Origin of the sequence: Hydrogenophaga sp. (assembly GCF_030373225.1) — a bacterium.
Taxonomy (GTDB): Bacteria; Pseudomonadota; Gammaproteobacteria; order Burkholderiales; family Burkholderiaceae_C; genus Hydrogenophaga.
In genome coordinates this window covers 72,279-99,271 of record NZ_JAUCZG010000012.1, presented here as the reverse complement: position 1 = coordinate 99,271, position 26,993 = coordinate 72,279, and the positions used below count along the sequence as shown (strand labels likewise).

27 protein-coding genes and 1 riboswitch are annotated in these 26,993 nt (G+C 65.4%); of the genes, 19 read left to right on the top strand and 8 right to left on the bottom strand.

Going from position 1 to position 26,993, the window contains the following annotated elements; all coding sequences use genetic code 11:
- Positions 1-54: 54 nt before the first annotated feature.
- Positions 55-1,494, top strand: a complete 1,440-nt coding sequence (locus QUV35_RS09075; protein ID WP_300872900.1) for an NAD-dependent succinate-semialdehyde dehydrogenase — start codon at positions 55-57, stop codon at positions 1,492-1,494.
- Positions 1,495-1,585: 91 nt separating this feature from the next.
- On the opposite strand, the gene QUV35_RS09070 is transcribed toward QUV35_RS09075, so the two are convergent.
- Together QUV35_RS09070 and metH are read right to left on the bottom strand one after the other, a co-directional pair.
- A complete protein-coding gene (locus QUV35_RS09070) occupies positions 1,586-1,987 on the bottom strand; it encodes a DoxX family protein (RefSeq protein ID WP_300872898.1) in 402 nt (133 codons plus the stop codon).
- Positions 1,988-2,074: 87 nt separating this feature from the next.
- Positions 2,075-4,810: a methionine synthase gene (gene metH, locus QUV35_RS09065; RefSeq protein WP_300872896.1), complete on the bottom strand. Its 2,736-nt coding sequence runs from the start codon at positions 4,808-4,810 to the stop codon at positions 2,075-2,077.
- A 31-nt stretch (positions 4,811-4,841) separates the two neighbouring features.
- Positions 4,842-4,938: riboswitch (S-adenosyl-L-homocysteine riboswitch) on the bottom strand.
- A gap of 131 nt (positions 4,939-5,069) precedes the next feature.
- Between metH and QUV35_RS09060 the strand changes: the two genes are divergently transcribed.
- The 14 genes from QUV35_RS09060 to QUV35_RS08995 all read left to right on the top strand — a co-directional run bounded on the left by QUV35_RS09060 (position 5,070) and on the right by QUV35_RS08995 (position 19,009).
- Positions 5,070-6,668 carry a sigma 54-interacting transcriptional regulator gene (locus QUV35_RS09060; protein WP_300872894.1) on the top strand — a complete coding sequence of 533 codons (1,599 nt, stop codon included), beginning with the start codon at positions 5,070-5,072 and terminating at the stop codon, positions 6,666-6,668.
- Positions 6,669-6,797: 129 nt separating this feature from the next.
- Entirely contained in the window at positions 6,798-7,316 is a 519-nt protein-coding gene (locus tag QUV35_RS09055) for a YqhA family protein (protein ID WP_300872892.1), read from the top strand.
- Positions 7,317-7,328: 12 nt separating this feature from the next.
- Positions 7,329-7,547 (top strand): hypothetical protein, encoded by a 219-nt coding sequence (locus QUV35_RS09050; RefSeq protein ID WP_300872890.1) that lies wholly within the window; start codon positions 7,329-7,331, stop codon positions 7,545-7,547.
- Positions 7,548-7,856: 309 nt separating this feature from the next.
- Positions 7,857-8,870 (top strand): D-cysteine desulfhydrase, encoded by a 1,014-nt coding sequence (locus tag QUV35_RS09045; protein ID WP_300872888.1) that lies wholly within the window; start codon positions 7,857-7,859, stop codon positions 8,868-8,870.
- A gap of 64 nt (positions 8,871-8,934) precedes the next feature.
- Positions 8,935-9,936 carry a TRAP transporter substrate-binding protein DctP gene (dctP, locus tag QUV35_RS09040; protein WP_300872886.1) on the top strand — a complete coding sequence of 334 codons (1,002 nt, stop codon included), beginning with the start codon at positions 8,935-8,937 and terminating at the stop codon, positions 9,934-9,936.
- A 5-nt stretch (positions 9,937-9,941) separates the two neighbouring features.
- Positions 9,942-10,460, top strand: coding sequence for a TRAP transporter small permease subunit (locus tag QUV35_RS09035; protein ID WP_300872884.1), 519 nt, complete (start codon positions 9,942-9,944; stop codon positions 10,458-10,460).
- Positions 10,461-10,472: 12 nt separating this feature from the next.
- Positions 10,473-11,774: a TRAP transporter large permease gene (locus QUV35_RS09030; protein WP_300872882.1), complete on the top strand. Its 1,302-nt coding sequence runs from the start codon at positions 10,473-10,475 to the stop codon at positions 11,772-11,774.
- Positions 11,771-12,574 (top strand): alpha/beta hydrolase, encoded by an 804-nt coding sequence (locus QUV35_RS09025; protein WP_300872880.1) that lies wholly within the window; start codon positions 11,771-11,773, stop codon positions 12,572-12,574. Before QUV35_RS09030 ends, QUV35_RS09025 begins: the two co-directional genes overlap by 4 nt.
- Positions 12,575-12,662: 88 nt before the next feature.
- Positions 12,663-13,589 carry a LysR family transcriptional regulator gene (locus QUV35_RS09020; protein WP_300872878.1) on the top strand — a complete coding sequence of 309 codons (927 nt, stop codon included), beginning with the start codon at positions 12,663-12,665 and terminating at the stop codon, positions 13,587-13,589.
- 76 nt (positions 13,590-13,665) lie between these two features.
- The gene (locus tag QUV35_RS09015; protein WP_300872876.1) at positions 13,666-14,679 is read left to right on the top strand and encodes a putative sulfate exporter family transporter; all 1,014 of its coding nucleotides are present in this window, start codon (positions 13,666-13,668) and stop codon (positions 14,677-14,679) included.
- 289 nt (positions 14,680-14,968) lie between these two features.
- Entirely contained in the window at positions 14,969-15,862 is an 894-nt protein-coding gene (locus QUV35_RS09010) for a sulfurtransferase (RefSeq protein ID WP_300872874.1), read from the top strand.
- Between the two features lie 36 nt (positions 15,863-15,898).
- The gene (locus QUV35_RS09005) at positions 15,899-16,459 is read left to right on the top strand and encodes an OsmC family protein (protein ID WP_300872872.1); all 561 of its coding nucleotides are present in this window, start codon (positions 15,899-15,901) and stop codon (positions 16,457-16,459) included.
- A gap of 106 nt (positions 16,460-16,565) precedes the next feature.
- Complete coding sequence (locus tag QUV35_RS09000; protein ID WP_300872870.1) at positions 16,566-17,714, top strand: acyl-CoA dehydrogenase family protein; 1,149 nt, start codon at positions 16,566-16,568, stop codon at positions 17,712-17,714.
- The gene (locus tag QUV35_RS08995) at positions 17,711-19,009 is read left to right on the top strand and encodes an FAD-dependent oxidoreductase (protein WP_300872868.1); all 1,299 of its coding nucleotides are present in this window, start codon (positions 17,711-17,713) and stop codon (positions 19,007-19,009) included. Before QUV35_RS09000 ends, QUV35_RS08995 begins: the two co-directional genes overlap by 4 nt.
- On the opposite strand, the gene QUV35_RS08990 is transcribed toward QUV35_RS08995, so the two are convergent.
- Entirely contained in the window at positions 18,975-20,042 is a 1,068-nt protein-coding gene (locus tag QUV35_RS08990; RefSeq protein WP_300872866.1) for an RNA methyltransferase, read from the bottom strand. The genes QUV35_RS08995 and QUV35_RS08990 overlap by 35 nt on opposite strands.
- A gap of 95 nt (positions 20,043-20,137) precedes the next feature.
- On the opposite strand from QUV35_RS08990, the gene QUV35_RS08985 reads away from it, so the two are divergent.
- From QUV35_RS08985 to QUV35_RS08970, 4 genes are all read left to right on the top strand, one after another.
- A complete protein-coding gene (locus QUV35_RS08985; protein ID WP_300872864.1) occupies positions 20,138-21,010 on the top strand; it encodes a pirin family protein in 873 nt (290 codons plus the stop codon).
- 13 nt (positions 21,011-21,023) lie between these two features.
- Positions 21,024-21,893 carry a pirin family protein gene (locus QUV35_RS08980; RefSeq protein ID WP_300872862.1) on the top strand — a complete coding sequence of 290 codons (870 nt, stop codon included), beginning with the start codon at positions 21,024-21,026 and terminating at the stop codon, positions 21,891-21,893.
- Between the two features lie 68 nt (positions 21,894-21,961).
- On the top strand, positions 21,962-22,174 hold the full coding sequence (locus QUV35_RS08975; protein ID WP_300872860.1) for an AbrB/MazE/SpoVT family DNA-binding domain-containing protein: 213 nt from the start codon (positions 21,962-21,964) through the stop codon (positions 22,172-22,174).
- Complete coding sequence (locus tag QUV35_RS08970; RefSeq protein WP_300872858.1) at positions 22,174-22,569, top strand: type II toxin-antitoxin system VapC family toxin; 396 nt, start codon at positions 22,174-22,176, stop codon at positions 22,567-22,569. The genes QUV35_RS08975 and QUV35_RS08970 overlap by 1 nt, the downstream gene beginning before the upstream one ends.
- 9 nt (positions 22,570-22,578) lie before the next feature.
- On the opposite strand, the gene QUV35_RS08965 is transcribed toward QUV35_RS08970, so the two are convergent.
- The 5 genes from QUV35_RS08965 to QUV35_RS08945 form a co-directional block, all read right to left on the bottom strand.
- Positions 22,579-23,193 carry a YitT family protein gene (locus QUV35_RS08965; protein ID WP_300872856.1) on the bottom strand — a complete coding sequence of 205 codons (615 nt, stop codon included), beginning with the start codon at positions 23,191-23,193 and terminating at the stop codon, positions 22,579-22,581.
- Between the two features lie 142 nt (positions 23,194-23,335).
- Positions 23,336-23,779, bottom strand: a complete 444-nt coding sequence (cynS, locus tag QUV35_RS08960) for a cyanase (protein WP_300872854.1) — start codon at positions 23,777-23,779, stop codon at positions 23,336-23,338.
- 40 nt (positions 23,780-23,819) lie between these two features.
- Positions 23,820-24,692 (bottom strand): ABC transporter ATP-binding protein, encoded by an 873-nt coding sequence (locus tag QUV35_RS08955; RefSeq protein WP_300872852.1) that lies wholly within the window; start codon positions 24,690-24,692, stop codon positions 23,820-23,822.
- Positions 24,682-25,545, bottom strand: a complete 864-nt coding sequence (ntrB, locus tag QUV35_RS08950) for a nitrate ABC transporter permease (RefSeq protein WP_300872850.1) — start codon at positions 25,543-25,545, stop codon at positions 24,682-24,684. Before ntrB ends, QUV35_RS08955 begins: the two co-directional genes overlap by 11 nt.
- A gap of 1 nt (position 25,546) precedes the next feature.
- A complete protein-coding gene (locus QUV35_RS08945; protein WP_300872848.1) occupies positions 25,547-26,959 on the bottom strand; it encodes a CmpA/NrtA family ABC transporter substrate-binding protein in 1,413 nt (470 codons plus the stop codon).
- Positions 26,960-26,993: the final 34 nt, after the last annotated feature.

The following is a 26,993-nucleotide window of genomic DNA, read 5'->3' as shown; positions in this document are numbered from 1 at the left end:
TCCGTGAGTGCAACTGGTATGGTTTCCGGTTCCCCCCTTCCTGCTGGAGACACCATGACCTACCCCGATACCCAACTGTTCATCCACGGCCAATGGCGCGAGGCCGCCGCCGGCGAAACGCTCGCTGTGTTCAACCCGGCCACCGGCCAAGAGATCGGCCGCGTGGCGCATGCGCGCACCGCCGACCTGGACCTGGCGCTGGAAGCCGCTCAAAAGGGCTTTGAAGTCTGGCGCGACACGCCCGCCATCAACCGCTCGAAAACCCTGCGCGCGGCCGCTGCCCTGCTGCGCGAACGCGCCACCGACACGGCCCGCCTGCTCACGCTGGAACAGGGCAAGCCGCTGGCCGAGGCCAAGGGCGAGGTGCTGGCCGCGGCCGACATCATCGACTGGTTCGCCGACGAAGGACTGCGGGTGTACGGCCGCATCGTGCCTTCGCGCGGCAACCTCGCCATGCGCCAGATGGTGCTCAAAGACCCGGTTGGCCCGGTGGCCGCGTTCACGCCCTGGAACTTCCCCATCAACCAGGTGGTGCGCAAGCTCGCCGCCGCGCTGGCCACCGGCTGCTCGATGATCGTCAAGGCCCCGGAAGAAACCCCGGCCGCGCCGGCCGCGCTGGTGCGCGCCTTTGCCGACGCCGGCCTGCCACCGGGCGTGCTCGGTCTGGTATACGGCACGCCGGCGGAGATCTCCAGCTACCTGATTGCCCACCCGGTGATCCGCAAGATCACCTTCACCGGCTCCACGCCGGTGGGCAAACAGCTGGCCGCAATGGCCGGCCAGCACATGAAGCGGGTGACCATGGAGCTCGGCGGGCACGCGCCGGTGATCGTGTGTGAAGACGCCGACGTGGCGCTGGCGGTGAAGACCGCCGGCGGCGCGAAGTTCCGCAACGCAGGGCAGGTGTGCATCTCGCCCACGCGTTTTCTGGTGCACGAGAGCATTGCCAGCGAGTTCTCGGCGGCGCTGGTCAAACACGCCAGCGGCCTGGCGGTGGGCGACGGCACGGCCGAGGGCACGCAGATGGGCCCGCTGGCCAATCCGCGCCGGGTGAGCGCCATGGCCGAGTTCACGCAGGACGCGGTGGAGCGCGGCGCCACGCTGGCCACCGGCGGCGCACGCATCGGCGAGGCGGGCAACTTCTGGCAGCCCACGGTGCTCACCGACGTGCCGCTGGACGCACGCGTGTTCAACGACGAGCCCTTCGGCCCCATGGCCGCGGTGCGCAGCTTCAAGACGCTGGACGACGCCATTGCCGAGGCCAACCGCCTGCCCTACGGGCTGGCCGGCTATGCCTTCACCCGCTCGCTGAAGAACGCCGACCTGCTGGCGCGCCGGGTCGAGGTGGGCATGCTGTGGGTGAACATGCCCGCGATGCCGTCGGCCGAAATGCCGTTTGGGGGTCTGAAGGACTCGGGCTACGGCTCCGAGGGCGGGCCGGAGGCGATGGACGCCTACCTGAACGCCCGGTCCATTTCCATCATGAACGTCTGAATCGGAACCACCCCCTGCGCCGCTGCGCGGTGTCCCTGGATGGCGCTGCTTCAAGCGGGACAAGCCGAGCCCCGGCGAAGCTTGAGCCGCATCACCCCTTGTTGGGGCCCAGCTTGTTGGTGAACGCCACCACGAGCGCGGTCATGAAGAAGAACGCCTGCAGCTCCAGGCGCCAGCCGCCGGTGGCCGTGATGTCCATGAAATGGGTCATGTGGGCCAGGCCAACCGCAAACGCCATGTTGATCGCGATCACCAGGGCCGCCGGCACCACCCACACCCCGGCGAGCAGGAGCAACGGCGCGATCAACTCACCGATGTAGACGCCGTACGCGAGTAGGCCAGGCAGGCCCTGGCCCACGAGCATGCCTTCGATGCCGCCCACACCCCCCGTCACCTTGGCCCAGCCGTGAAAGATCATGAGGATGGCGAGCGTCCAGCGCAGCAGGATCACGCCAAAACGGGGCTGGTTGAAAAGGTTGTTGATGGCGTTCATGTGTTTGAAATGCGGTGAACAAAAAGAAAGGACTCCGAAAGCTGACCCGCAGGGCCGGCTTCGGTTCCGGACGGCATTGAAACCGGCTTAGAGATTCGGCGCCAGCCAGCGCTGCAGTTCTTTCTCGGCCACTGCGCTGCGCCGGGCCAGGTCGGCCAGCTGGTCGTCGCCGATCTTGCCCACGTTGAAGTAGGTGCTCTCGGGGTGGCTCAGGTAGAAGCCGCTCACGCTGGCTGCGGGGGTCATCGCCAGGCTGTCGGTCAGGCCCATGCCGATGTCGTCGCACTGCAGCAGCTCGAACATGGCGCGCTTGACCGAATGGTCCGGGCAGGCCGGGTAACCGGGCGCCGGCCGGATGCCCTGGTACTTTTCCTTGATGAGGGCTTCGTTGTCCAGCGCCTCGTCGCCCGCGTAGCCCCAGAGGTCGGTGCGCACGCGGTGGTGCATGCACTCGGCCAGACCCTCGGCCAGGCGGTCGGCCAGGGCCTTGAGCATGATGGCGGCGTAGTCGTCGTGGTCGTCGAGGAACTGCTTCTCCTTCTTCTCCACCCCCAGGCCCGCGGTGACGGCGAACACGCCCACGTAGTCCTGGGCCAGGCCCCTGGGCGCCACGAAATCGGCCAGGCAGCGGCTCGGGCGCATCACGCCGTCCACCTCGAAACGCTCGGTCTGCTGGCGCAGGCCGTGCCAGGTGAGCGCCACCTCGCTGCGGCTGTCGTCGGTGTAGAGCTCGATGTCGTCGTCATTCACGCTGTTCGCCGGGTACAGGCCCACCACCGCGCTGGCCGTGAGCCAGCGTCCTTCGATCAGGCGTTGCAGCAAACGCTTGCCGTCGCTGAACACGCGCCGCGCCTCTTCGCCCACCACCTCGTCCTTCAGGATGTCGGGGAAGGGCCCGGCCAGGTCCCAGGTCTGGAAGAACGGCGCCCAGTCGACGTATTTCACGATCTCGTTGAGGTCGAAGTTCTTGAACACGCGCTTGCCGATGAACCGCGGCTTCTTCGGCACAAACACGCTCCAGTCGATCGGCGTCTTGTTGGCGCGCGCCTTGGCCAGCGGCCACAGCGGCACCTGCTTCTTGTTGGCGTGCTGGGTGCGCACCTTGTCGTAGTCGGCGTGGAGGTCGGCGATGTACTGCGCGGCATGGTCGGACAGCAGCCCCTGCGCCACGCCCACACTGCGTGAGGCGTCGGGCACATAGACCACCGGGCCGCTGTAATGCGGCGCGATCTTCACCGCGGTGTGCACGCGGCTGCAGGTGGCGCCACCGATCAGCAGCGGAATCTGCTTGTCGCGGAAATGCGCGTCTTTCTCCATTTCGGCGGCCACGTACTGCATTTCTTCCAGGCTGGGCGTGATCAGGCCCGAAAGGCCCACGATGTCGGCGCCCTCGGCCTTGGCCATGGCCAGGATCTCGTGGCAGGGCACCATCACGCCCATGTTCACCACCTCGAAGTTGTTGCACTGAAGCACCACGGTGACGATGTTCTTGCCGATGTCGTGCACATCGCCTTTCACGGTGGCGATCACGATCTTGCCCTTGGGCTTCACGTCTTCGCCGGCCGCCACCTGGGCCAGCTTCTCGGCCTCGATGTAGGGCAGCAGGTGCGCCACGGCCTGCTTCATCACGCGCGCACTCTTCACCACCTGCGGCAAAAACATCTTGCCCTGGCCGAACAGGTCGCCGACCACGTTCATGCCGTCCATCAGCGGGCCTTCGATCACGTTGAGCGGGCGGCCGCCGCCGGCCTCGATCTCGCGCCACATCTCTTCGGTGTCATCGCTGATGAAATCGTTCATGCCGCGCACCAGCGCGTGGCTCAGCCGCTCGCGGATCGGCAGTGCGCGCCATTCGTTCTTCTTGCTGTCGTCCTTGGCCGCTCCCTTGGCGTTTTCGGCCACTTCCACCAGGCGCTCGCCCGCGTCTGCCCTGCGGTTCAGCACCACGTCTTCCACGCGCTCGCGCAGCTCGGGCTCGAGCTCGTCGTACACGCCCACCATGCCCGCATTGACGATGCCCATGTCCATGCCGGCTTGAATGGCGTGGTACAGGAACACGGTGTGGATGGCCTCGCGCACCGGGTCGTTGCCACGGAAGCTGAACGACACGTTGGACACACCGCCGCTGACCTTGGCGCCCGGCAGGTTCTGCTTGATCCAGCGCGTGGCGTTGATGAAGTCGACCGCGTAGTTGTTGTGCTCTTCGATGCCGGTGGCAATGGCGAAGATGTTGGGGTCGAAGATGATGTCTTCCGCGGGGAAGCCCACCTCGTCCACCAGAATCCGGTAGGCCCGCTCGCAGATCTCGACCTTGCGCTCGTAGGTGTCGGCCTGGCCTTTTTCATCGAACGCCATCACCACGGCGGCCGCGCCGTAGCGCTTGACCAGCCGCGCCTGGCGCTTGAACTCGTCCACACCCTCCTTCATGCTGATGGAGTTCACCACGCCCTTGCCCTGCACGCAGCGCAGGCCGGCTTCAATGACTTCCCACTTGGAGCTGTCCACCATCACCGGCACGCGCGCGATGTCGGGCTCGCCGGCGATCAGGTTGAGGAACTTCACCATCGCGGCCTTGCTGTCGAGCATGGCCTCGTCCATGTTGACGTCGATGATCTGGGCACCGTTTTCCACCTGCTGGCGCGCCACCGCGAGCGCCTGCTCGTACTCGCCGTTGAGGATCATGCGGGCGAAGGCCTTGGAGCCGGTGACGTTGGTGCGCTCGCCCACGTTCACGAACAGGCTGTCAGAACCAATGCGCAGCGGCTCCAGGCCGGAGAGCAGCATGGGTGGCACGGAAACGGAAGGGGAGAGAGGTTCGGACATGGGGCTCACCAAGGCGGTTTTGCAGACAACAGACTGGTGAGCGCCGTTTTGGGCCTGTTCATGCCCACCCAAGCCTGACGCACACGCAAGCCCTGGGGGCCGGTGGCGCTGCAGCGCTCCTTGAGAGGTCGCGATTTTAGCGCGTGGGACCCTGGCCGTCCGTCCTCCCTGAGCCCGCCCTTCGACAGGCTCAGGGCGAACGGGTATCCGATGCGGCGTTCTGCAGGTGACGTGGTGCGATGTTTGCTTGACCCTCCTCATGCCCCCCCACCGCACCGACCCCGACCACCCCGGCACCGACTGGCACGCCCAGGAGCTGCTGCTCATGCGCGAGGTGATGAAGCTGGTGGGACGCAGCCTGGCGCCGGCGTTTGTGCTGCGCGAGATGCTGCACCTCATGAGCGAACTGCTGGGTTTGAACCGCGGGCGCATGGTGCTGGCCGACGATGCCCTGGCCGGCCAGGTGAAACACGCCCGCACCGCGTCCATTCGCCACGCCTACGGCCTCACCGCCGGGCAGGTGGCCAGCGGCGTCTACCGCTGGGGCGAGGGTATCACCGGGCGGGTGCTGCAGACGGGTCTGCCCGCCATCGTGCAGGACGTGGACGCCGAGCCGCTGTTTCTGTTTCGCTGCGTGCCGCGCAGCCAGCTGCCGCCGCAGACCGTGGCCTTTCTGGCGCTGCCCATCGAGGTGAACGGCGCGACCATCGGCGTGCTGGCCTGCCACCGCATCCGCAGCCGCCAGCGCCATTTGAACGACGACCTCGCGCTGCTGCGCATCCTGGCCACGCTGGCCGGCCAGCTGCTGCAGCTGGAACAGCTGGTGGCCGAGGAAACCCGCCAGCTCGAAGAGCGCAACGCCGCCCTGGCCCGCGCGCTGGACACCAGCACCGCGCGCTACGGGCTCATCGGCCGGTCGCCCGCGCTCCTGCAGGCGCTCGGTGAACTGGAACGCGTGTCGCAATCGCAGGCCACGGTGTTGCTGCTCGGCGAATCGGGCACCGGCAAGGAGCTGTTTGCCCGCGCCGTGCACCTGGCCAGCGGCCGGCACGACCAGCCCTTCATCAAGGTGAACTGCTCGGCGATTCCCGAGACGCTGTTTGAATCAGAGCTGTTCGGCTATGAGCGCGGCGCCTTCACCGGTGCCAACACCGCGCGCGCCGGCTGGTTCGAACAGGCCAACGGCGGCACCATCTTTCTGGACGAGATCGGCGAGCTGCCGCTGGCCATGCAGAGCAAGCTGCTGCGCACCCTGCAGGAAGGCACGCTGGTGCGCCTGGGCGGCACGCGCGAAGTGAAGGTGAATGTGCGCCTGGTGGCCGCGACCAACCGCGACCTGGCGCGCGAGGTGCAGGCCGGGCAGTTCCGCCAGGACCTGTACTACCGGCTCAACGTGATCCCGATCCGCCTGCCCAGCCTGCGCGAGCGGCGCGAAGACATCCGCGCCCTCGCCCTGCATTTCGTGAACCGCGCCAACCAGGCCCACGAACGCAACGTGCACCTGGCGCCCGAGGCCATGGCGCGGCTGGAAGCGCACGACTGGCCGGGCAACATCCGCGAACTCGGCAACCTCATCGAGCGCCTGGTGCTGCTGACCGACCACACCCGCGTGACCGCCGTGGCGCTGGAGCGCTTCATGCCCGAGTCCCTGTCGCCCCTGCCCGCCACCGAACCCCCACCCGCGCTGCCCCTGCCCGCCGGCCAGGTGCGCGACTACCAGAGCGCCCGCTCCCACAGCCCGCAGGTCTTGCAAGACGCCCTGCTGCGCCACCAGGGCAACCAGACCCAGGCCGCCCAGAGCCTGGGACTCACGCTGCGGCAGTTCAGCTACCGGCTGCGCAAGGCGGGATTGCGGTGAGACCAAGGCCATGGCCCCCGGCGCTGCAAGGCTCGGCGATACTCGAAACAGCATCCCGGTGAGCGCCCGGTCCTGAGCCTGACCCACTGCGCTTCACCCACCCTCCAATACAACCGAATACGACAAATCATGGAAAAGCTGCTCTCGGGCGTGGGTTCGCTGCTGTACGGCATGCGCTTCACCATGCTCTTTTTCTACGTCGGGCTGGTCGCCATCATCTTCGGCATCCTGGGCAAGTTTTTGCTGGAAACCTACAAGCTCTTCACCACCCTGATGTTCGAAGATCTGCAGAAGATCGACCTGATCATCAAGGTGTTGGAGCTGGTGGACATGACCATGGTCGCCCAGCTGGTCTGGGTGGTGGCGCTGGCGGGTGTCTCGCTGTTCGTGACCACCGGGCACTTCGATTCCAAAGAGATGAAAAAGCCCGACTGGCTCGACCACGTCAACACCTACAACCTCAAGCTCAAGCTGGCCTTCGCCATCATTTCCATCTCGGGCGTGCACGCGCTCAAGACCTACCTCAGCGGCGAGCTGACCCTGGAGAACATCCAGGTCGTCACCATGGTGGCGGTGATCCACTTCACCTTCGTGCTCTCGGCCATCGGCATCTCGTTTGCCGAGCGGCTCACGCGCGAGAAACACTGAGGCAACGCCGGGATGAAAACCATCGACGAAATGCTGAACCTGGCCCTGCTGACCCCCGACGAGCACCAGCAGATCAGCAGCTGGATCGCCCAGGCCGACACACCCGACGAGATCCTGAAGATGCCGCCCCTGCTGTGGCGCGCGGTGGAACGGGCAAGTGCGGTGATGGGGATTGACGAGGACCTGCTGCGGCCACCTGCGCTGGATGCGGACCACTTGCGCCTGGAATGACCTGGCGCCCCACGTCTGAGCCGATGCGGTCAATGAGCCGCCAATGCCTGCCGATCGCGCGATCCGCTTTCTGACGAGTCACCTCCGGGCCTCCTCGACGCCAACATCGGGAAAGACGGCAACGCATGGACGGGCGCACCCTTGCAGTGCGTTTCGTCGCAAGTTTTCAGGTATGAAACCTGCTTGCTGTCACCTGTTGGTCTTTTGTCAGTATGCGAAAAACGAAAAATACGGGCCAATAAATCGATTAGACATGGGAGGACTCGCGGGTACATCATCTTTCAAAGCAACCGAATTTGAAAGTTATCGATGGACTTGTCACTTTTCCCGCGCATCGCACTTGGGCACTTCCCGACCCCTCTGGAGCCGATGGGCAATCTCACGGCCTTGCTGGGCGGACCACGCTTGTGGGTCAAGCGCGACGACTGCACGGGGCTTTCCAGTGGTGGCAACAAGACCCGCAAGCTCGAGTACCTGATGGCTGAAGCCGTCGCCACACGCGCCGATGTGGTGATCACCCAGGGAGCGACGCAGTCGAATCACGCGCGCCAGACCGCCGCCGCTGCCGCCAAGCTGGGCATGAAGTGCCATATCTTGCTGGAAGACCGCACCGGCAGCACCGATGCGGACTACACCGACAACGGCAACGTGTTGCTCAACCGCCTGCACGGCGCCACAGTGGAACGGCATCCCGGCGGGACCAACATGCAGCAGCAGATGGAACAGGTCGCCGAGCGCCTGCGAGGCGACGGGGCGAACCCCTACGTGGTGCCGGGTGGTGGCTCCACCCCGGTGGGGGCCCTCGGCTATGTGAACGCCGCCATCGAACTGGTCAGCCAAGCCGCCGCGAAGGGCTTGAAGATCGACTATCTGGTGCATGCCACTGGCAGCGCCGGAACCCAGGCCGGACTGGTGGCGGGACTGCATGCGATCAACAGCGATATCAAGTTGCTCGGCATCGGCACGCGTGCCCCCAGGGACAAGCAGGAGACCATGGTGCACGACCTGGCCTGCCGCACGGCGGACCACATGCGCATGCGCGGAGGTGTTCCCAGGGAGCTGGTGGTGGCGAATTGCGACTACGTCGGCCCAGGCTATGGCATGCCAACGCCGGGGATGGTGGAAGCAGTGGAGCTGCTGGCGCGCACCGAAGGCCTGTTGCTCGATCCGGTGTATTCCGGCAAGGGCATGGCAGGACTGATCGATCTGGTTCGCAAAAACCATTTCAAGGCCACCGACAACGTGGTCTTTCTGCACACCGGTGGATCGGTCGCGTTGTTTGGGTACGGAGAGGCCTTCGGCCTCAAGGGTTCGCAGGGTTGATCGGCCGCGCTGAAGCACAGCGAAGCCGATCGTGTTCATGGTTCTTTCAACTGGAGATGTCACGATGTTCAAGAAAAACGCTTTCACGCTGCTGCGTTTCACCGCGATAGCCTGTGCCGCGACCGCAGTCCTTGCGTCTGCCGCCCAAGCACAAACCACGCTGCGCCTGTCCACCTACGTGAACGAGGTCGACATTCGCTACGAGGGATTCAAGAAGTTCGCTGAACTGGCCAGCGCCAAAACCGCCGGGCGGGTCAAGGTCGAAATTTTTTCGTCCTCCACCCTGCACGGCTGGAGCGAAGGCGTGGACGCCATGCTGGGCGGGGTGTCCGACATCAGCTGGGTCTCGGCCGACAAACGCCTGCCCTGCTACCGGGTCACATCGCTCTACCCGATGGCCGTGGACATGAAAAAGCAGATTGAGCTCGACGCGGCCTACGCCGCGCTGATTGCACCCGAAGCGACCAAGGCGGGCCTGGTGCCGCTGATCAATTCCAACTATTCGTACGACCAGGAGTGGTGGTTCAAGAACCCCAACACCGATCTGGCCAAGCTCGACGGCAAGCTGGTGCGCTCCATCGGCCCGATGGTGTCGATGATGATCGAGACCTGGGGCGGCAAGCCGGTGTTCATTGCCCCCAAGGAGGTGTTCCAGTCGGCCGAGCGCGGCGTGGTGGACGGCATCAACATGGGCGTGGCAACCTACAGCGCCTGGAAGCTCTGGGGCGTGATGCCGCACATGGTTCAGTCCAACCTGTTCTACGGCAACATCCAGTACATGATCAGCAAGCGCAAGTTCGACGCGCTCTCGCCCGCCGATCAGAAGGCCCTGCAAGCCGCGGCGACCGAATCCGAGGTATGGCTCAAGCCGCGCTACGAGGCCTGGGTGGACGCGAGCATGGCCGATGCGGTGAAGCAAGGTGGCACGGTGACCAAGATCACCGCCGAGAAGCGCAAGGCCCTGCTGGACAGCGTGGTCGGCAAATGGACTGGTGAAGTGGATACCGGTTGCGGGCCGGAGATGGCCGGCAAGGTGCGTGCGCTGTTCAAACAGCACTCGCTCTGAAAACCATGCTGGCAACCCTTGAACGGGCTACGGAGCGGCTGGCCGTCTGGATGGCCGCTCTGGGCGCACTGATCATCGTGGTGCAGACGGTGTGGATCTCCTACGGCGTTTTTGTGCGCTACGTGCTGGGGCGGCCCGACGGGACGGTGACGGAGGCCACGGCCATGTTGCTGTTTCCCGCCGCCTTCCTGGGCCTGGCGTTCGCGCTGAAGGAAAACGCCTACCCCCAGGTGTCGTTCCTGCTGGACGCGTTGAAGCCCGGTCCGCGTCGGTGGCTGGTCGCGCTGAACCTGTTCCTCATGCTGGTGGTGGGCGTGTTCTTCTCCATCGCCGGGGTGGAAGCCACGGTGCGCTCGTTCGACTCGGGCGCGGCATCGGAAATCCTGTTGTGGCCGCGCTACCTGTTCTGGGCACCCGGGGCGGCCGCCCTGCTGGTGTTCACCTTCTACGCCGGCGTGCGCTTTCTGTCGGCGCTTTCCAGCCCCAGCGCAGCGAACCCCCACGCAGCGAAATCAACGCACTGAGCCGGAGTCATCATGGAGTGGTATCACGTTGGTCTTGGTCTGTTGGGGCTGCTGGTGCTGTTCATCGGTATCGGCTTACCCATCCCTTTTGCGCTGGCCCTGGCCGCCATGCCGTTCCTGCTGCACATCCAGGGCTGGTCCACCGCTCTGGTGAGCACGGAGCTGAAACTGTGGGGGGTGTGGATTGACTACATCCTTTTGGCGGTCCCGCTGTTCGTGTTTCTGGGGGAGCTCATCGGGCGCTCGAACATCGGCCCCAACCTCTACCAGTTCATGCACAAAGGCGTGAGGGTGCGAGGATCGGCCGCCTACGGCAGCATTGCCGCCTGTGCGGGCTTTGGTGCTGTGTGTGGTTCTTCCATGGTGGGCTCGCTCACCATCGGTGGGGTGGCGCTGCCGCAAATGACCAAGCTGGGCTACAACAAGCGCCTGTCCAGTGGCGTGCTGGCGGCCGGCGGCACGCTGAGCGTGCTGATTCCGCCCAGCCTGATCCTGCTCTTCTACGGCATCGTCACCGACCAGTCGATTGGCGAACTGTTCATTGCAGGGGTGATTCCCGGTCTGGTGCTGGTGACGCTTTTTGCGCTGGTGGTCTACATCTGGGGCCGCATGTACCCCAGCCACATACCCGATGCCGACAACGCCCCGCGTGCCACCGTGCGCGAACTGCTGCTGGCGGTGGGACCGATCTTCATCATCGGGCTGGTCATCACACTCTCCATTTACACCGGCGTCGCCACGCCCACAGAAGCGGCTGCGGTGGCGGCCTTGCTGACCACCATCCTGGCCTTCACCGTCGGCGGGCTGGACTTCAAGGGCTTCAAGGAATCGTTGCTGGCCACCATGCGCACCATGGGTTATCTGGGTTTGCTGCTGTCGGCCGGCGTGCTGTTTGGATTCGTGCTCACCTACTACCGTGTGCCACAGCAGTTCACCGAGCTGTTTCTGTCGTACGAACTGAGCCCCTATGCGGTGCTGGCCATGGTGATCGCGTTCTACGTGATCCTGGGCATGTTCCTGGAGCCGGTGTCGATGACCTTCATCACGCTGCCCACCATTTACCCTTTGATGCACGCTGCAGGTTTCGACCTGATCTGGTTTGGCATTGTGTTCACCATCACCATGGAAATTGCCGTGCTCACGCCACCGGTAGGACTCAATCTCTACGTGATTCAGGGCATCAGCCGGGGCACCATTCCCATCAGCGACGTGATCATCGGCTGTCTTCCATTCCTGGCCTGCATGGTGGTGCTGATCGGACTGGTGATTGCCGCACCTGAAGTGGCGCTGTGGCTGCCGTCGGTGATGAAATGACCACCCCTTCGGACGCCCTGCATGTCGAACGCATGGGCAGCGGCGAGCCGCTGGTGCTGGTGCATGGCTATCTGGGAGGCTCCAGCCAGTGGGCCGCCGAGCTGCAGGCGCTGAGCCCGCACCTGGACGTGATCGCCCCGGACCTGCCGGGTTTTGGCAAAAGCCGCCACCTGGCATCGCCCGATGACATGAGTGGCCACGCGCAGGCGGTGCTGGGCTGCCTGGACCGGTTGGGCGTGCAGCGCTTTCACCTGCTTGGCCATTCAATGGGGGGCATGATCGTTCAGGAAATGGTTCGGCTGGCTCCGCAGCGTGTCAACCGGCTGGTGCTGTACGCCACCGGACCGCTCGGTTTGTTGCCCGGCCGGTTCGAGACCATGGCTCGCTCTCGCGAGCGACTGGCTCAGGACGGCGTGGAGGCCACGGCTCGACGCATCAGCGCCACCTGGCTGCTGCATCGGGAGGCTTCACCCATGGCACAGACGCTCGGCGATCTGGCGGCGCAGGCCAGCGCGCAAGCCGCCCAGGCGGGACTTTGGGCCATGGAGCGCTGGGATGGCCGCGCGCACCTGCCCAATATCACCCAACCCACACTCATCATCTGGGGCGACCAGGATCGAAGCTACCAATGGCCACAGATCGAGACGCTGTGGCGCGAGATCGCCGGTGCTTCCCTGGCCGTGTTGCCGCATTGTTCGCACGCGCTTCATCTCGAATACCCCCGCTTCTTTCACAGCCTGTTGCTGGACTTTCTTCTGGGGCCCGGCAACCAGCCAAAGTCGGCAAGTCCGGTTGGCTGAAGCCTCTCGATTTACCGGGATCACAGGATTTTCTGGCCTGCCTGCGGCAGCCGACAACTTCACTCCCACACCATGTATTGGACTGCCCATGGAACTCAAGTGGCTGGACGACTACCTCGCATTGATTGAGACCGGTTCATTTTCCGCCGCCGCTGAAAAACGCCATGTGTCGCAGCCGGCGTTCTCCCGACGCATTCAACTGCTGGAGAACTGGTTGGGGGTGTCTCTCATCGACCGCTCGCGCAAACCCCTGCGGTTCACAGCGCTGGCCGAGCAGCACGAGGTGGCTTTTCGCAATCTCGCAACACACATCTACGAGTTTCAATCCACGCTCAGATCGGATGCAACGCAATCCCCAGGCATGGTCATGGCGGCGCAGCACAGCCTGGCAGCAGCTTATTTGCCAACGTTCCTGGAAGAACTGCGCGCGCTCATGCCCGAGCAGCGGTTCAGGATCCGCTCACAGAACCGGGACGATGGCGTGGCGTTGCTGGTTCGTGGCCAGGCCGACATCCTGTTGACGTATGAGACCCGCCAGATCGGTAGCAGCGTGCCGCCTCAACTGGCCACGTCCTGCACGTTGGGGGAGGATGCGCTGGTGCTGGTGGCAAGCGCCCGGTTGTGCGCCTCGAATGATTTCGTACAGCCGGATCGCCCGCTGCCCTTGTTGTGCTTTCCGCCCGAGAGTTTCTTTGGGCAGGCCGTTCGCGCGCACGCATTGCCCGAGCTCATGCATGCCCGTCTGGTCGCGGTTCAGTATGTGAGCGAATTCAGCCTGGGCTTGCGCGAAATGGCGTTGATCCACCAAGGGGCCGCCTGGCTTCCACGCAGTCTGATTGCCCAGGACCTGAAACAAGGCACGTTGCGCGAGCTCGTTTCCATGGGCAGCTCTGTGCCGCTGACCATCGTGGCCTATTTTGCGAACCGCAACGGCAACGCCCTGCAAAACGTCGCGGCCCGGCTGATTGCAGCGCGCGGTGGTGAAACGACCACGTCAAACACCGAGCCAACGTGACCCAGGTACAGCGGCGATTCGGAGGCCGTGGATGTTGAAGCCAGGGGAAAGCACCTCAGCCGCTTCGGGCCGACCGATGTGGCACCCTTCGGCATGGTTTGCATTCGCTCGCGTCCTCCTGCCGGGCGTGCTGATGTGTGTGGTGATAGCGCTCGCGTCCACCTTTCTTTCAGAGCACTACGGTGGCCCACTGCTGCTGTACGCATTGCTGATCGGCTTGTCGTTTCACTTCATTCATGACAGCCCAAAGGTCAAGCTCGGGGTGGATTTCTGCGGTCGCACCTTGCTGCGCATCGGCGTTGCGTTGTTGGGAGCCCGCATCTCGATCGAGCAAGTGACCCAATTGGGGGTTGAAGTGGGCATGGTCATCCTGTTTGCGCTGGTGCTCACGATTCTGGTGGGCGTGTGGTGGGCGCGCGGCCTGGGGCGCACCAGAGAAGAAGGGTTGTTGTCGGGCGGGTCTGTTGCCATTTGCGGGGCATCAGCCGCACTTGCCATTGCAGCCGTGTTGCCACAATCCAAAGCCAACGAGCGCTTCACCTTGTTGGCCGTGGTGGCTGTGACCGTTCTCTCGACCATTGCGATGATCGTGTATCCATTGGTCATACAAGCCTTGCAACTCTCACCAGCCGCGGCGGGGGTTTTTTTGGGAGGCACCATCCACGACGTGGCACAAGTGGTGGCAGCGGGCATGCTGCTGGGGCCCGAAGTGGCCGATACCGCCACGGTCGTCAAGCTGTTCAGGGTCATGCTGTTGATGCCCGTGGTGATGGTCATCTCATTCATGTACCGGCATCAACAGGCACAGGAAGAACAAGAAAACGCTCTGCCCTTGGTGCCTGGTTTTCTGTTGGCGTTCGTCGTGATGATGCTCATGTCTTCCTCCGGCCTCATCCCCGAAAGAGTGGTGCAGGTCGCGTCTGATCTCTCCCGCATTTGCCTGGTTCTGGCCATTGCAGCGGTCGGCATCAAGACGAGCATCGAAGACCTCTTGAAGCTGGGCTGGAAACCTCTGCTCCTGTTCATTGGCGAAACCGTGTTCATCGCCGTCTTCGTGCTCATCTCCGTGATGCTGCTTGTCGCGAAATGAAAGGCCACTCCGACAGGTAGAAAAATCCATGGATCCAGGCAGTGGTTTGGTCAGGTCCTCAAGCTCCCTGCCGTTTGCGAACTGCCTCCCCAACACTGTGTCGACATTGTGTCGACACAGTGGCGCACCCAGCCAGCGCCGACAGCCAGCGCCTCCCCGCCCCCAACCCGGATAAACCCAACAAATTCAACGCCCTTTGCGCGTTGACACACCCGCGCGCGCGCCTGGCACGTTGGTTGCGTTGGAGACCTCAGGCCATCCTGCCTGCCGCCACTTCCGCGAGGTCTCCATGAGCATTGACGCCACCCTGATCGCCCCCGCCCAGCTTGCTGCACTGCAGTCTTCCGAACCCGTTGTGGTCATCGACACGCGCGATGCGGACACCTTTGCGGCCGGGCACATTCCCGGCGCGGTGAACCTGCGCGAAGTGTTCACGTATCTGGCCACCTCCACGCCCGAAGGTCTGCAGGCGCTCAAGGCCACCTTTGCCGAAGCGTTGGGCGCCGCCGGTTTGTCGGGCAAGGAGACGGCGGTGTTTTACGAAGACGCGATGAACAGCGGCTACGGCCAGTCGTGCCGTGGCTACTACCTGCTCACCTGGCTGGGCTACCCCAGCATCAAGGTGCTCAACGGTGGCTTCAGCGCCTGGAAGGCCGCCGGTCTGCCGGTGTCCACCACAGCGGCCACGCCCAGCCCGGCCACCTTCCCGAGCGATCTGCCCACCGCCGACGTGATGCTCACGCAGGACGATGTGAAGGCCGCTCTCGGTACCGACACCGTGTTGCTCGACGTGCGCGACATCGACGAGTGGATCGGCGAATCCTCGTCGCCGTACGGCAAGGACTTCGCTCCCCGCAAGGGCCGCCTGCCGGGCGCCAGGTGGCTGGAGTGGTACCGCTTCATGAAGCCCTCGGCGCAAGGCCCGGTGTTCAAGACGCCCGACGAGGTGAAGGCCGAGTGCGCCACCGCCGGCATCACCACCGACGACACCATCTACCTCTACTGCTTCAAGGGCGCGCGCGCGTCCAACACCTTCCTGGCGCTCAAGCAGGCCGGCTTCTCCGACGTGCGCATGTACTTCGGCTCGTGGAACGAATGGTCGCGCGACGAGAGCCTGCCGATCGAGACCGGTCTGCCGATCGCCAAGTCCACCAAGAAGCCTGCGCTGGCCCTGGCCGCCTGATCCCTCTTTCCCGACCCCTGAACACCTGGAGACACCATGTCCGCTACCGACACGCTCGAGCCTGTGACCACCGTGAAGGCCTACCTGCGCCCCATCGACAGTGAAGGCCTCGCGGCCTTTGCCGCCAAGGGCCGGGCCAACCCCGCCAGCCGTGGCACCAACAAGGTCCACACCGTCATGGAGGGGCAGTACCGGTCGCTGTCCACCGTGGGCCAGCACGCCCCGGTGGTGGTGGACGAGCCGCTGCACCTGTTCGGCGAAGACACGGCCCCGGCGCCCGGCGAGATCGTGCTCTCGGGCTTGGGCGGGTGTCTCGCGGTGGGCATCACCGCGGTGGCCACCTGGAAGGGCGTGAAGCTCAGCAAGCTCGAGGTCTTCATGGAAGGCGACATCGGCAACCCCGCGGCCTGGGGCGCTGGCGGCGCGCTGGAGAAGCTGCCGGCCGAGATGGGCTTTCAGGCGATCCGCGTGAAGGTGGTGGTGGAGGGCGATGCGTCGCGCGAAGTGCTCGACGAGATCGTGCAGCACGCCAACTTCTACTCGCCGGTGGCCAACAGCATGCGCAACCCGATCCCGTTCGAGATCGCGCTGGCCTGAAGGCTTCGACAGGCTCGGCCCGAACGGGACTTTTCCGTTTGCCCTGAGCCACCCCCACCGTTCGCCCTGAGCCTGTCGAAGGGCCCACCCTCTTGATGGAGCTTCAATGAACCCGAACGATCTGCCCCGCGAGCTGACGCAGGAAGCGTCGTCCAACGAATTGCTGGCCGCGGTGCGTGCGGTGGCGCAGGGACCGCTGGCCGACGTGGTGGAGGCCTGCGACCGCGACGGCTTCTACCCGCGCGATGTGTTGCAACAGCTGGGCGCCATCGGTGTGTTCAGCGCGCACCTTGACGCTCCCGTGGGCCGGGCCGACTACGGCCTGGCCATCCGCGCCATGGCCGAGGTTTCGCGGGTGTGCGGTGCCACCGGTTTCATGGTGTGGTGCCAGGCGGTGTGTGGCCTGTACATGCAGGCCTCGGGCAACCCGGCGCTGATGGGCGAGGCGCTCACCGCGCACGCCAGCGGCACCACGCTGGGCGGCACCGGCATGTCCAACCCCATGAAAAGCTACGCGCAGATCGAAAGCCTGCTGCTCAAGGCCACGCCGGTGGAGGGCGGCTACCTCGTCAACGGCACGCTGCCCTGGGTGAGCAACCTCGGGCCCGACCACGCCTGCGGTGTGCTCGCAGCGGTGATGAACGGGGACGAACCCGCCGGGCGCGAAGTGATGTTTCTCTTGCGTTGCAACGCCCCCGGCATGGAGCTGCGCGAATGCCCGAGCTTCTCCGCCATGGAAGGCACGGGCACCTACGCGCTGCGCCTGACCAACGTGTTCATCGGTGCGGACGAGGTCATGGCCGAGCCGGCCAAGCCTTTCATTGCGCGCATCCGCGCCGCCTTCGTCATGCTCCAGTGCGGCATGGCCGTGGGCGTCACGCAGGGCGCCATCGACTCCATCTGGGAAGTGGAAGCGCAACTGGGCCATGTGAACCAGTTTCTGGAAGACCGGCCCGACGCACTGCAGGCCGAGCTGGACGCGCTCACCACCCGCGTGATGAAGCTGGCCGAGACACCCTTCAACCCCTCGGTGGAGTTTTTCATCGACGTGCTCGATGCGCGCGCGCACGGCGCTGAACTGTCACTGCGCGCGGCGCAGTCGGCGCTGCTGCACCAGGGTGCACGCGGTTACCTCATGAGCTCGGCCGTGCAGCGCCGCGTGCGCGAGTCGCACTTCGTGGCCATCGTCACGCCCGCCATCAAGCACCTGCGCAAGGAGATGGCCCGGCTGTCCGCCGAGGTCATGCCGGCATGAACACCCCAACGTCCGAGATGAGCCCCACACCGTTCGGGCTGAGCCTGTCGAAGCCCTCACCAGAAGCCACCGTGCAAGCACTCGCACCCTGGCAGCAATACATCTGCGACGCCTGCGGCTACATCTACAACGAAGCCGACGGCGACCCCGACGGCGGCCTCGCTCCCGGCACGCGCTACGCCGACATCCCCGAGGACTGGGCCTGCCCACTGTGTGGCGTGACCAAGGCCGACTTCACGCCGTACACGCCGCCCAGCCTCGAAGCCCTGCGCGCAGGCATGACGAACAGCACCCCGGTGGCCACACGCGGCGCGGCGGGCGTGCTCATCGTCGGCGCCGGGCGCGCCGGTTGGCAGATGGCCGAAGCCCTGCGCGCGCTCGACGCCACCTTGCCCATCACCGTGGTCACCGCCTGCGCCGGCGACGTGTACGACAAGCCCATGTTGTCCATCGCCATGGCGCGCAGCACCGCGCTGGAAGCCATGGTCAAGGAAAGCGGCGCGGCCGCCGCGGCGCGCCTGAACGTGCGCCTGCTCAGCCACACGCAAGCCGTGCGCATCTGCACCGACACCCGGCAGCTGCGCACCACGCGCGGCAACCTGAAGTACGACCGGCTGGTGCTGGCCCACGGCGCGCAAGCCGCGCTGCCAGCCACGTTGCCGGCCGCGATGTGCTGGCGCGTCAACCACCTGGCGGTCTACCAGAAGCTGCGAGCAGCACTCGGCGACACACCGAAAGACGTGACCATCGTCGGCGCCGGCCTGATCGGCAGCGAACTCGCCAACGACCTCGCGCTCGGCGGCCACCGCATCACGCTGCTGGACGTACAAACCGAGCCGCTCGCGCGCTGGAGCGCCGAGGGCGCAGGCACACAATTGCTGGACGCCTGGAAAGACCTGGCCATCCGTTTCGTCGGCGGCGTGCAGGTGGCGCAGCTGGAGCAGGTGGCCGGCCGTTACCGCATCACCACCACCTGCGGCCAGCGGTTTGCTGCCGACCAGGTGATCGCCGCCGCCGGCCTGGTCACACCGCCGCGCCTGGCACAGAGCGCCGACCTGCAGTGGGACAACGGCATCGCCGTGGACCCGGCGAATCTCAAGACCAGCAACGGACACATTCACGCCATGGGCGACTGCATCGCCATCCAGGGCCAACCCAGCCGCTTCATCGAACCCATCGCCCGCCAGGCCCGGGCCATCGCCGCCGACATCTGCGGCGCCGCCCCGGCACCCTACGAGCCGCGCGCAGCGGTGGTGCGGGTCAAGACGACGTCACGGCCGTTGACGCTGCATTGAGCCCGACGGGTTGGATCGGCACGACGCGCCGGGTCGGCCGGTCCGCCCGCGCCCGCAACTGCCCGCAGCCCGCCTCCACGTCCTGCCCGGCCGACTGGCGAAGCTTGGTGAGGATGCCGCGGCGGTGCAGTCGTCGGGCCATGTCGGCGGCCTGGTCACTGCTCGGGCGCCGGTAGGGCAAACCGTCCACCGTGTTGTAGGGAATCAGGTTGAGGATGGCCGACTTGCCGTGCAGCAGTCGCACCAGCTCCTCGACCTCGTCGTCGCCATCGTTGATGCCGGCCAGCAGCGTCCACTGGTATTGGATGGGATAGCCGGTGGCGCGCGCGTAGCGCTCGCCGGCGTCCACCAGCTCGGCGGGTGTCATGCGCGGTGCGCGCGGCAGCAGCTGTTCGCGCAGCGCCGCCCGGGTGGTGTGCAGCGAGAGTGCCAGCGCCGGTTTCACCCGGCCCAGCGGCAGGGTTTCGAACACGCGCGGATCGCCCACGGTGGAGAACACCAGCTGCTTGTGGCCGATGTTGCCCAGGGTGCCGAGCAGGTCGATCGCCTCCATCACGTTGTCCAGGTTGTGCGCGGGCTCACCCATGCCCATGAACACCACTTTGTTCACCGGCCGCAGCGTGCGTGCCAGCGCCACTTGCGCCACGATCTCGGCGCTGCCGACCTGGCGGACCAGGCCACCCTGTCCGGTCATGCAGAACACGCAACCCACCGCACAACCCACCTGTGTGGACACACACAAGCCGCCACGCGGCAGCAGCACGCTCTCCACCGTCTGGCCATCGGCCAGCGCCACCAGCAGGCGCGCCGAGCCGTCATCGCCCGGGTGTTCGGATTGCAGCACCGCCAGGGCCGCGAGCTCCCGGGTGAGCGCAGGCAGCGCCGCCACCAGCGTGGCGGGCAGGAAGTGCGCCACCTCGCGCCGCCCGCTGTGCTGTGGCAGGGCCTGCGACCACAGGCGCAGCACGCGCTGGGTGTGGCGCGGGTTGGCGCCCAGGGCTTGCAGGCGTTGGCGGAGGTGTTCGATGCGCATGGGGGTTGAAGCTTACCGCCGCCACCGGATTGAACCTGCCAACCATGGGGAGGACGCTGGCCCGTTAGAGTGGTTGGTCGCAAGGAGAACAACCGATGAAAACCGCTTCTTTCATTCAACGCAGCGAAGGCGGTCACTGGGTCGGCGACGGCTTTCCGGTGCGCACGCTGTTCTCGTACAACGACCGGCCCGAGCGCTTTTCGCCGTTCCTCATGCTCGATCACGGCGGCCCGACCCGCTTCGAGCCCACCGCGCAGCGCCGCGGCGTGGGCCAGCACCCGCACCGCGGCTTCGAGACTGTGACCATCGTCTTCGACGGCGAGGTCGCGCACCGCGACTCCAGCGGCGGTGGCGGCACCATCGGCCCCGGCGAGGTGCAGTGGATGACGGCCGCCGCCGGCATCGTGCACGAGGAGTACCACGGCGAACGCTTCGCCCGAACGGGCGGGCCGTTCGAGATGGTGCAGCTCTGGGTGAACCTGCCGGCGCGCGACAAGATGGCCGCACCGGCCTACCAGGGCATCACGCGCGACCGGATTCCCGAGGTCGCCCTGCCCGGGGGCGCGGGCCTGGCGCGCATCATCGCCGGCGAACTGCAGGGCACGGCCGGTCCGGCCAGGACCTTCACGCCCATGCAGGTGTGGGACCTGCGTCTGAAGGCCGGCCACAGCGTGACGCTGCCGGCCGCAGCGGGTCACACGACGGCACCGCTGGTGTTGCGTGGCCACCTGCGCCTGGCCGATGGTCAGGAGGTGACCGCCGGGCAGATGCCGGTGTTCTCCCGCGAGGGCGAAGATGTGCAGCTGGAGGTGCTCGAAGACAGCACCGTGCTGTGGCTCGCCGGTGAACCGATCGACGAGCCGGTGGTGGGGTATGGCCCGTTCGTGATGAACACGGAGACCGAGATCCACCAGGCGTTCGCCGATTTTCAAAGTGGCCGCATGGGGCGCATCGCCGCCGCAGCCTGAACAGGAGAACGCCATGCTGGAGATGGTCATCACCGCGCGCGCCGCCGACCTGGGCCACGGCCTGACCGTGCGGCGCGTGCTGCCCAGCGCCAGGCGCCGCATGGTCGGCCCCTGGATCTTCGTGGACCACGCCGGACCGGTGACGCTGGCACCGCAAGACATTGCGGGCGCCGACGTGCGCCCGCACCCGCACATCGGGCTGTCCACCGTGAGCTACCTGCTCAGCGGCGAGGTGGCCCACCGCGACAGCCTGGGCGTGCACCAGCTCATCCGGCCTGGCGACGTGAACTGGATGACGGCCGGGCGGGGCATCTCGCATTCGGAGCGCTTCACACACCCCGACTCGTTTGCCGGCGGCGGCCTCGAACTGATGCAGTTGTGGGTGGCCCTGCCCGAGGCCGATGAAGAAACCGAACCGGCCTTCACCCATTACCCGGCGGCCGACCTGCCGGTGCGCGACGACGCCGGCGTGTGGATGCGCCTGATCGCGGGCGAGGCCTATGGCATGAGCAGCCCGGTGAAGACACACTCGCCGCTGTTCTACCTGCACACCGAATGGCAGGCCGGCGCGCGCCTGGCCCTGCCCGGCGGGTACAGCGAACAGGCGGTGTACGTGGCGCGCGGCGAAGTCGAACACGCCGGCCAGACCTGTGTGCCCGGCCAGCTGCTGGTGTTCGGCAACGACACCGATGCGGTCATCACCGCGCGGGAGAAAAGCACGCTGATGGTCTTTGGCGGTGAGCCGCTGGGCGAACGCCATGTGTTCTGGAACTTCGTGTCCTCGCGCAAGGAACGCATCGAACAGGCCAAGGCCGACTGGGTGGCGGGGCGCTTTGCGCTGCCGCCGGGGGACGATCAGGAGTGGATTCCACTGCCGGGATAGAGGCCTGCGATCCGCACGACGTTTGGTATATTCTTACCATTCATTGATCGATCGATCAGGAGCCAGACATGTCTTCCACCGCCACCCTGTCCAGCAAATTCCAGATCTCCATTCCCAAGGCCGTTCGCGACGAACTGCGCTGGGAGGCCGGGCAGGAGTTCGTTTTCATTCCCAAGGACAAGGGCGTTCTTGTGATGCCGGTCCCCGAACTGAAACAGCTCGCCGGCATTGCCAAAGGTGCCAGCCCGACGGGGTACCGGGATCGCAAGGACCGCTACTGATGGCGGCGCACATGCGCGTGGTGGACACCTCGGCCTGGATCGAATGGCTGATCGCCTCGCCGGTCGGCAAGAAGCTGGCCCGGGAAATTCCTGAAAAAGACCTGTGCCTCGTACCGACCATGGTGCAGCTGGAACTGTCCAAATGGTTGTGGCGGGAACTGGGCGAATCGCAGGCCGATCAAGTGATCGCCTACACGATGAAGTGCCAGGTGGTACCGCTGGACACCACCACCGCCCTGCTGGCAGCCGATCTGCACCGACAACACAAGCTGGCCACGGCCGATGCCATCGTGTATGCCACGGCGGTGCAACGGGGCGCCGAACTGCTCACCTGCGACGCCCACTTTGAAGGCATGCCCGGGGTCGTGCTGATCCCGAAGTCGCCCATGCGCTGACGCGCCGCCTCACACCCCGAGGTAGCGCCCCGGTCGGTGGTTGAGCGCGAGGATGGCGCCGATCGCCACGGCACCCACCACCGACTGCAACACACGCTCGGGCGGCACCACCGCGAAGGCGGTGAGCACCACCAGCACATCGACCGCCATCTGGATGTAACCAGCCCTCATGCTGCGGGTCTGCTGCAGCCACTGCGCCACGATGTTCACCCCGCCGACGCTGGCGTGGTGGCGCAGCAAGGCGAGCAGCCCGAAGCCGATGAGAAAACCACCGACCACCGAGGCCACCCAGGGGTTGAGCAACTCGAAGCGCACCACGCGCGGCGCCAGCGCGGTGCACAGCGACACCAGCGTCACCGCACCGAGGCTCTTGAGCGTGAACTCCACGCCCAGCCGCTTCCACGAGAGCCAGAAAAACGGCAGGCTGAACACGAAGAAGCACAGCGCCAGGTTCAGCCCGGTGGCGTAGCTCACCAGAAAAGCCACGCCGGCCACGCCGCCCGTGAGCAGCCCGGCGTGGGCAAACATGGTCATGCCCAGCGCCACAAAGAGCGACCCGGCCACCAGCGCATGGCCGTCGTCGAGCCAGGAGTGGGTGAGGCGGATCAGGGGAGAGGTGGGCATGCAGGTATCAAAGCACATCGTGTGCCTCGGCCTGCAGGATCGCACTGTGGGGCGGGGATGGAAGGCGGCAACGAGGGTCCGGTTCTGCCGGCCCAAGGTGCCGCCCCCTTTTCAGGGGGGACGCGCGCAGCGCGGCGGGGGGTCAATACTGCTTGTACGGCAGGAACTTGCCCGACATCACGATGTTCACCCGGTCACCGTTCGGGTCGGCCTGGCGCTGCATGTCCATCTTGAAGTCGATCGCGCTCATGATGCCGTCGCCGAACTCTTCGTGGATCAGTTCCTTGAACGTGGTGCCGTACACGCTCACCAGTTCGTAGAAACGGTAGATCAACGGATCGGTGGGCACCGAGGTCGGCAGCGAACCCTTGTAGGGCACGACCATCAGCCACTTCTGCTCGTCGGCGCTCAGGCCGAAGATCTTGCCCAGCACCTTGGCCTGCGCAGGCGTGGCGGTCATCTGGCCCAGGCACAGCGCGGTGGTCCATTCCTTGGACTGGCCCACCTTCTTCGCCACGTCGGCCCAGCTCAGGCCCTTGGTGACTTTGGTGCTGATGATCTTTTCGGTGACGTCGAGTCGGCTCATGGGTTGCCTCGTTGTGTGTTGAAGGAAGGATGAAAGACGGTCAGTGGGCTTTTGCCCTGCTGACCAGGAAATCGACAATGTGGTTGCGCAGCTCGTAGTAACCCTCGAGGTGGTGCAACAACGCGCGCGTGCGCTCGCGCGGCAGCGGATTCACCACCACCTCGGCCATGCCACCGGCCACGTAGCCGTTCGGGCCTTCGTTGCCGTTGCTCATGAGCAGGATGCGGTCGGCCAGCAGGATGGCTTCATCCACGTCGTGGGTGATCATGAAGACGGTCTGGTGCGTCTCGCGCACGATGCCCATCAGCTCGTCCTGGATGGTGCCGCGCGTGAGCGCGTCGAGCGCGCCGAAAGGTTCGTCGAGCAGCAGCATCTTGGGCTGGATGGCGAACGCGCGCGCAATGCCCACGCGCTGCTTCATGCCGCCCGAGAGCTGGCTGGGCTTCTTGTCGATGGCCGGGGAGAGGCCCACCAGCGCGACGAATTTTTCGGCGTGCTCGTTGATCTGCGCCCGGCTCCAGTCGGGCCAGCGCGACTTCACGGCGAACGCGATGTTCTGCCGCACCGTGAGCCAGGGCATGAGCGCGTGGCTCTGGAACACGACACCGCGCTCCAGGCTGGGCCCGGCGATCTCGCGCCCGTCCATGAAGCAGTGGCCGGAGGTGGCGGTGTCCAGGCCGGCGAGCACGTTGAGGATGGTGGTCTTGCCGCAGCCGCTGTGGCCGATGATGCAGACGAACTCGCCCTTGTCGATGGCGAAGGACACGTCGGCAAACACCGGCTTGTCGGTCTGGTAGGCCTTGGCGAGGTTTTCAACCTGGAGGAAACCGGTCATCTTGGAAGCTTTCTTTGGGGCCGGCGCACTGGCGTGGGGCAGGGAGACGCTGGCGCGCACGCTGGTGTCACTCCACATAGGTCACCGCCTTCTGCGCCTGAGCGAACATGAGGTCGAGCAACATGCCGACCAGACCGATCACCAAAATCGCGAAGATCACGTTGGTGAGCGAGAGGTTGTTCCACTCGTTCCACACGAAGTAGCCAATGCCGGTGCCGCCCACCAGCATCTCGGCCGCCACGATCACCAGCCAGGCGATGCCCATGCTGATGCGCATGCCGGTCAGGATGGTGGGTGCGGCCGCAGGCAGGATCACCTGGAACGCCTTGCGGATCGGGTTCACCTCGAGGGTGCTGGCCACGTTGAGCCATTCGCGTTTCACGGCAGACACACCGAAAGCGGTGTTGAGCAGCATCGGCCAGATCGAGCAGATGAAGATGACGAACACGCCGCTCACGTTGCTGTCTTTCAGCGTGTAGAGCGCCAGCGGCATCCAGGCCAGCGGGCTGATGGGTTTGAGCACCTGCACGAACGGATCGAACGCTTTGCTCAACAGCGGCGACATGCCGATCAAAAAGCCCAGCGGAATGGCCACCGCCATCGCCAGCAGAAAGCCCACCGCCACCCGCGCCAGCGAATGCGCGAGCTGAATGCCCACGCCCTTGTCGTTTGGACCGTTGTCGTAGAACGGGTTCGACAGGTGTGCCCAGCTCGCCTCGGCCACGGCCCAGGGCTGGGGGAACCCGGTGGTTTTCTCTGCGCCCGGGTCTTTGCCCAGCAGTTTGGCGTACTCGATTTCTTCTGCTGTCATGCCGGCGCTCGACCCGCCCACCGAGGGCGCCGAGGTGCCCAGATGCCAAGCGCCGACGAGCAGCACCAGCATCAGCAGCGAGACCAGCGCCGCACGCAGGTTCAGGTTGAGCGACTTCATCTCAAGCCGCCTTGCTGATGGCGAAGCTCTTGGCGTACTCGGCCGCCTTGGCCGGGTCGAACTCCTTGCCCATGATGGTGTGCTTGGTGTAGCCCGAGCCGGCCTGGAATGGCATGCCCAGGTCTTTCATGTGCTTGCGCGCATCGGTGATGAGGAACACGCGCTCGGCGATCTGCTTGTAGTTCACATCGCCCTTCACATAACCCCAGCGCTGCATTTGCGTGAGCATCCACACCGCCATGCTCTGCCAGGGCATGGGGTCGAAGTCGGCGCGGTCGGGCACATTCACCACATTGCCCAGACCGTCGGCAAAGCGGCCAGTGAGCACCTGCGCCACCACCGTCTCGGGCTGGTTCAGGTAGGCCTGCGGCGAGATCACCTTGGCGATCAGCTCGCGGTTCTTCGGCTGGCGCGCCATGGCCGCGGCGGTGAGCACCGCGCGGTACAGCGCGGCGAAGGTGTTGGGGTTTTGCTGGATGAACTCGGTGCTGGTGCCGAAGGCGCAGCAAGGGTGGCCGTTCCACAGGTCCTTGGTCAGCACGTGCAGGAAACCGATTTCGTCGAACACCGCGCGCTGGTTGAACGGGTCTGGGCCAAGGTAGCCGTCGATGTTGCCGGCGCGCAGGTTGGCCACCATCTCCGGCGGCGGCACCACGCGGATCTGCACATCGGTGTCGGGGTTGATGCCGGCTTCGGCCAGGTAATAGCGCAACAGGAAGTTGTGCATCGAATACTCGAACGGCACGCCGAACTTGAAGCCCTTCCACTGCTTGGGGTCGCGCTTGTCCTTGTGCTTGTTGTGCAGCGTGATCGCCTGGCCGTTGGTGTTCTGGATCGTGGCCACGTTCATGGGCACGGCGTTGGAGCCGGCACCCATCGAGATCGCCAACGGCATGGGTGAGAGGAAGTGCGTTGCGTCGTACTCCTTGTTGATCATCTTGTCGCGGATCAGCGCCCAGCCGGCGGTCTTGATCACCTCGACATTGAGGCCCTGCTTTTCGTAGAAGCCCAGCGGCTTGGCCATGATGAGTGGCGTGGCGCAGGTGATCGGGATGAAGCCGATCTTGAGGTTGGTCTTCTCCAGCGCGCCCTTCTTGTCCTGGGCCATGGCTTGCAGGCTGGCCACCGGCAGCAGGCTGGAGATGGCGGCCATGGCCGTTCCCTTGCCCACGGCGCGCAGGAAGCGGCGGCGCACCGCGTCTTGCGGGAACAAGGCCTTCATCAGCGTGGCCTCGATGAACTCGTTGCTGTAAGCCTCGAACTCGGCCGTCTCGCTGCGCTCGCGCAGGGTGCGGGTGGCCTGGGCGGCACCGGCCTGCTCCGCTTCGTGCTCGGCCACGGTGTGGTCGCGCCCGCAGCTGCACTTCATCATGAGCGGACGGTCGGCGTTGTAGGGATCGAAGAACTCAGACATGGCGCACCTCTGGAGTTGAAGATGCTTCATGCAT

Bases quoted from the DNA above. Each gene is read 5' to 3' on its own strand.
- QUV35_RS09075 (WP_300872900.1), top strand. From the start codon at position 55: ATGACCTACCCCGATACCCAACTGTTCATCCACGGCCAATGGCGCGAG.
- QUV35_RS09070 (WP_300872898.1), bottom strand. From the start codon at position 1,987: ATGAACGCCATCAACAACCTTTTCAACCAGCCCCGTTTTGGCGTGATC.
- metH (WP_300872896.1), bottom strand. From the start codon at position 4,810: ATGTCCGAACCTCTCTCCCCTTCCGTTTCCGTGCCACCCATGCTGCTC.
- QUV35_RS09060 (WP_300872894.1), top strand. From the start codon at position 5,070: ATGCCCCCCCACCGCACCGACCCCGACCACCCCGGCACCGACTGGCAC.
- QUV35_RS09055 (WP_300872892.1), top strand. From the start codon at position 6,798: ATGGAAAAGCTGCTCTCGGGCGTGGGTTCGCTGCTGTACGGCATGCGC.
- QUV35_RS09050 (WP_300872890.1), top strand. From the start codon at position 7,329: ATGAAAACCATCGACGAAATGCTGAACCTGGCCCTGCTGACCCCCGAC.
- QUV35_RS09045 (WP_300872888.1), top strand. From the start codon at position 7,857: ATGGACTTGTCACTTTTCCCGCGCATCGCACTTGGGCACTTCCCGACC.
- dctP (WP_300872886.1), top strand. From the start codon at position 8,935: ATGTTCAAGAAAAACGCTTTCACGCTGCTGCGTTTCACCGCGATAGCC.
- QUV35_RS09035 (WP_300872884.1), top strand. From the start codon at position 9,942: ATGCTGGCAACCCTTGAACGGGCTACGGAGCGGCTGGCCGTCTGGATG.
- QUV35_RS09030 (WP_300872882.1), top strand. From the start codon at position 10,473: ATGGAGTGGTATCACGTTGGTCTTGGTCTGTTGGGGCTGCTGGTGCTG.
- QUV35_RS09025 (WP_300872880.1), top strand. From the start codon at position 11,771: ATGACCACCCCTTCGGACGCCCTGCATGTCGAACGCATGGGCAGCGGC.
- QUV35_RS09020 (WP_300872878.1), top strand. From the start codon at position 12,663: ATGGAACTCAAGTGGCTGGACGACTACCTCGCATTGATTGAGACCGGT.
- QUV35_RS09015 (WP_300872876.1), top strand. From the start codon at position 13,666: ATGTGGCACCCTTCGGCATGGTTTGCATTCGCTCGCGTCCTCCTGCCG.
- QUV35_RS09010 (WP_300872874.1), top strand. From the start codon at position 14,969: ATGAGCATTGACGCCACCCTGATCGCCCCCGCCCAGCTTGCTGCACTG.
- QUV35_RS09005 (WP_300872872.1), top strand. From the start codon at position 15,899: ATGTCCGCTACCGACACGCTCGAGCCTGTGACCACCGTGAAGGCCTAC.
- QUV35_RS09000 (WP_300872870.1), top strand. From the start codon at position 16,566: ATGAACCCGAACGATCTGCCCCGCGAGCTGACGCAGGAAGCGTCGTCC.
- QUV35_RS08995 (WP_300872868.1), top strand. From the start codon at position 17,711: ATGAACACCCCAACGTCCGAGATGAGCCCCACACCGTTCGGGCTGAGC.
- QUV35_RS08990 (WP_300872866.1), bottom strand. From the start codon at position 20,042: ATGCGCATCGAACACCTCCGCCAACGCCTGCAAGCCCTGGGCGCCAAC.
- QUV35_RS08985 (WP_300872864.1), top strand. From the start codon at position 20,138: ATGAAAACCGCTTCTTTCATTCAACGCAGCGAAGGCGGTCACTGGGTC.
- QUV35_RS08980 (WP_300872862.1), top strand. From the start codon at position 21,024: ATGCTGGAGATGGTCATCACCGCGCGCGCCGCCGACCTGGGCCACGGC.
- QUV35_RS08975 (WP_300872860.1), top strand. From the start codon at position 21,962: ATGTCTTCCACCGCCACCCTGTCCAGCAAATTCCAGATCTCCATTCCC.
- QUV35_RS08970 (WP_300872858.1), top strand. From the start codon at position 22,174: ATGGCGGCGCACATGCGCGTGGTGGACACCTCGGCCTGGATCGAATGG.
- QUV35_RS08965 (WP_300872856.1), bottom strand. From the start codon at position 23,193: ATGCCCACCTCTCCCCTGATCCGCCTCACCCACTCCTGGCTCGACGAC.
- cynS (WP_300872854.1), bottom strand. From the start codon at position 23,779: ATGAGCCGACTCGACGTCACCGAAAAGATCATCAGCACCAAAGTCACC.
- QUV35_RS08955 (WP_300872852.1), bottom strand. From the start codon at position 24,692: ATGTGGAGTGACACCAGCGTGCGCGCCAGCGTCTCCCTGCCCCACGCC.
- ntrB (WP_300872850.1), bottom strand. From the start codon at position 25,545: ATGAAGTCGCTCAACCTGAACCTGCGTGCGGCGCTGGTCTCGCTGCTG.
- QUV35_RS08945 (WP_300872848.1), bottom strand. From the start codon at position 26,959: ATGTCTGAGTTCTTCGATCCCTACAACGCCGACCGTCCGCTCATGATG.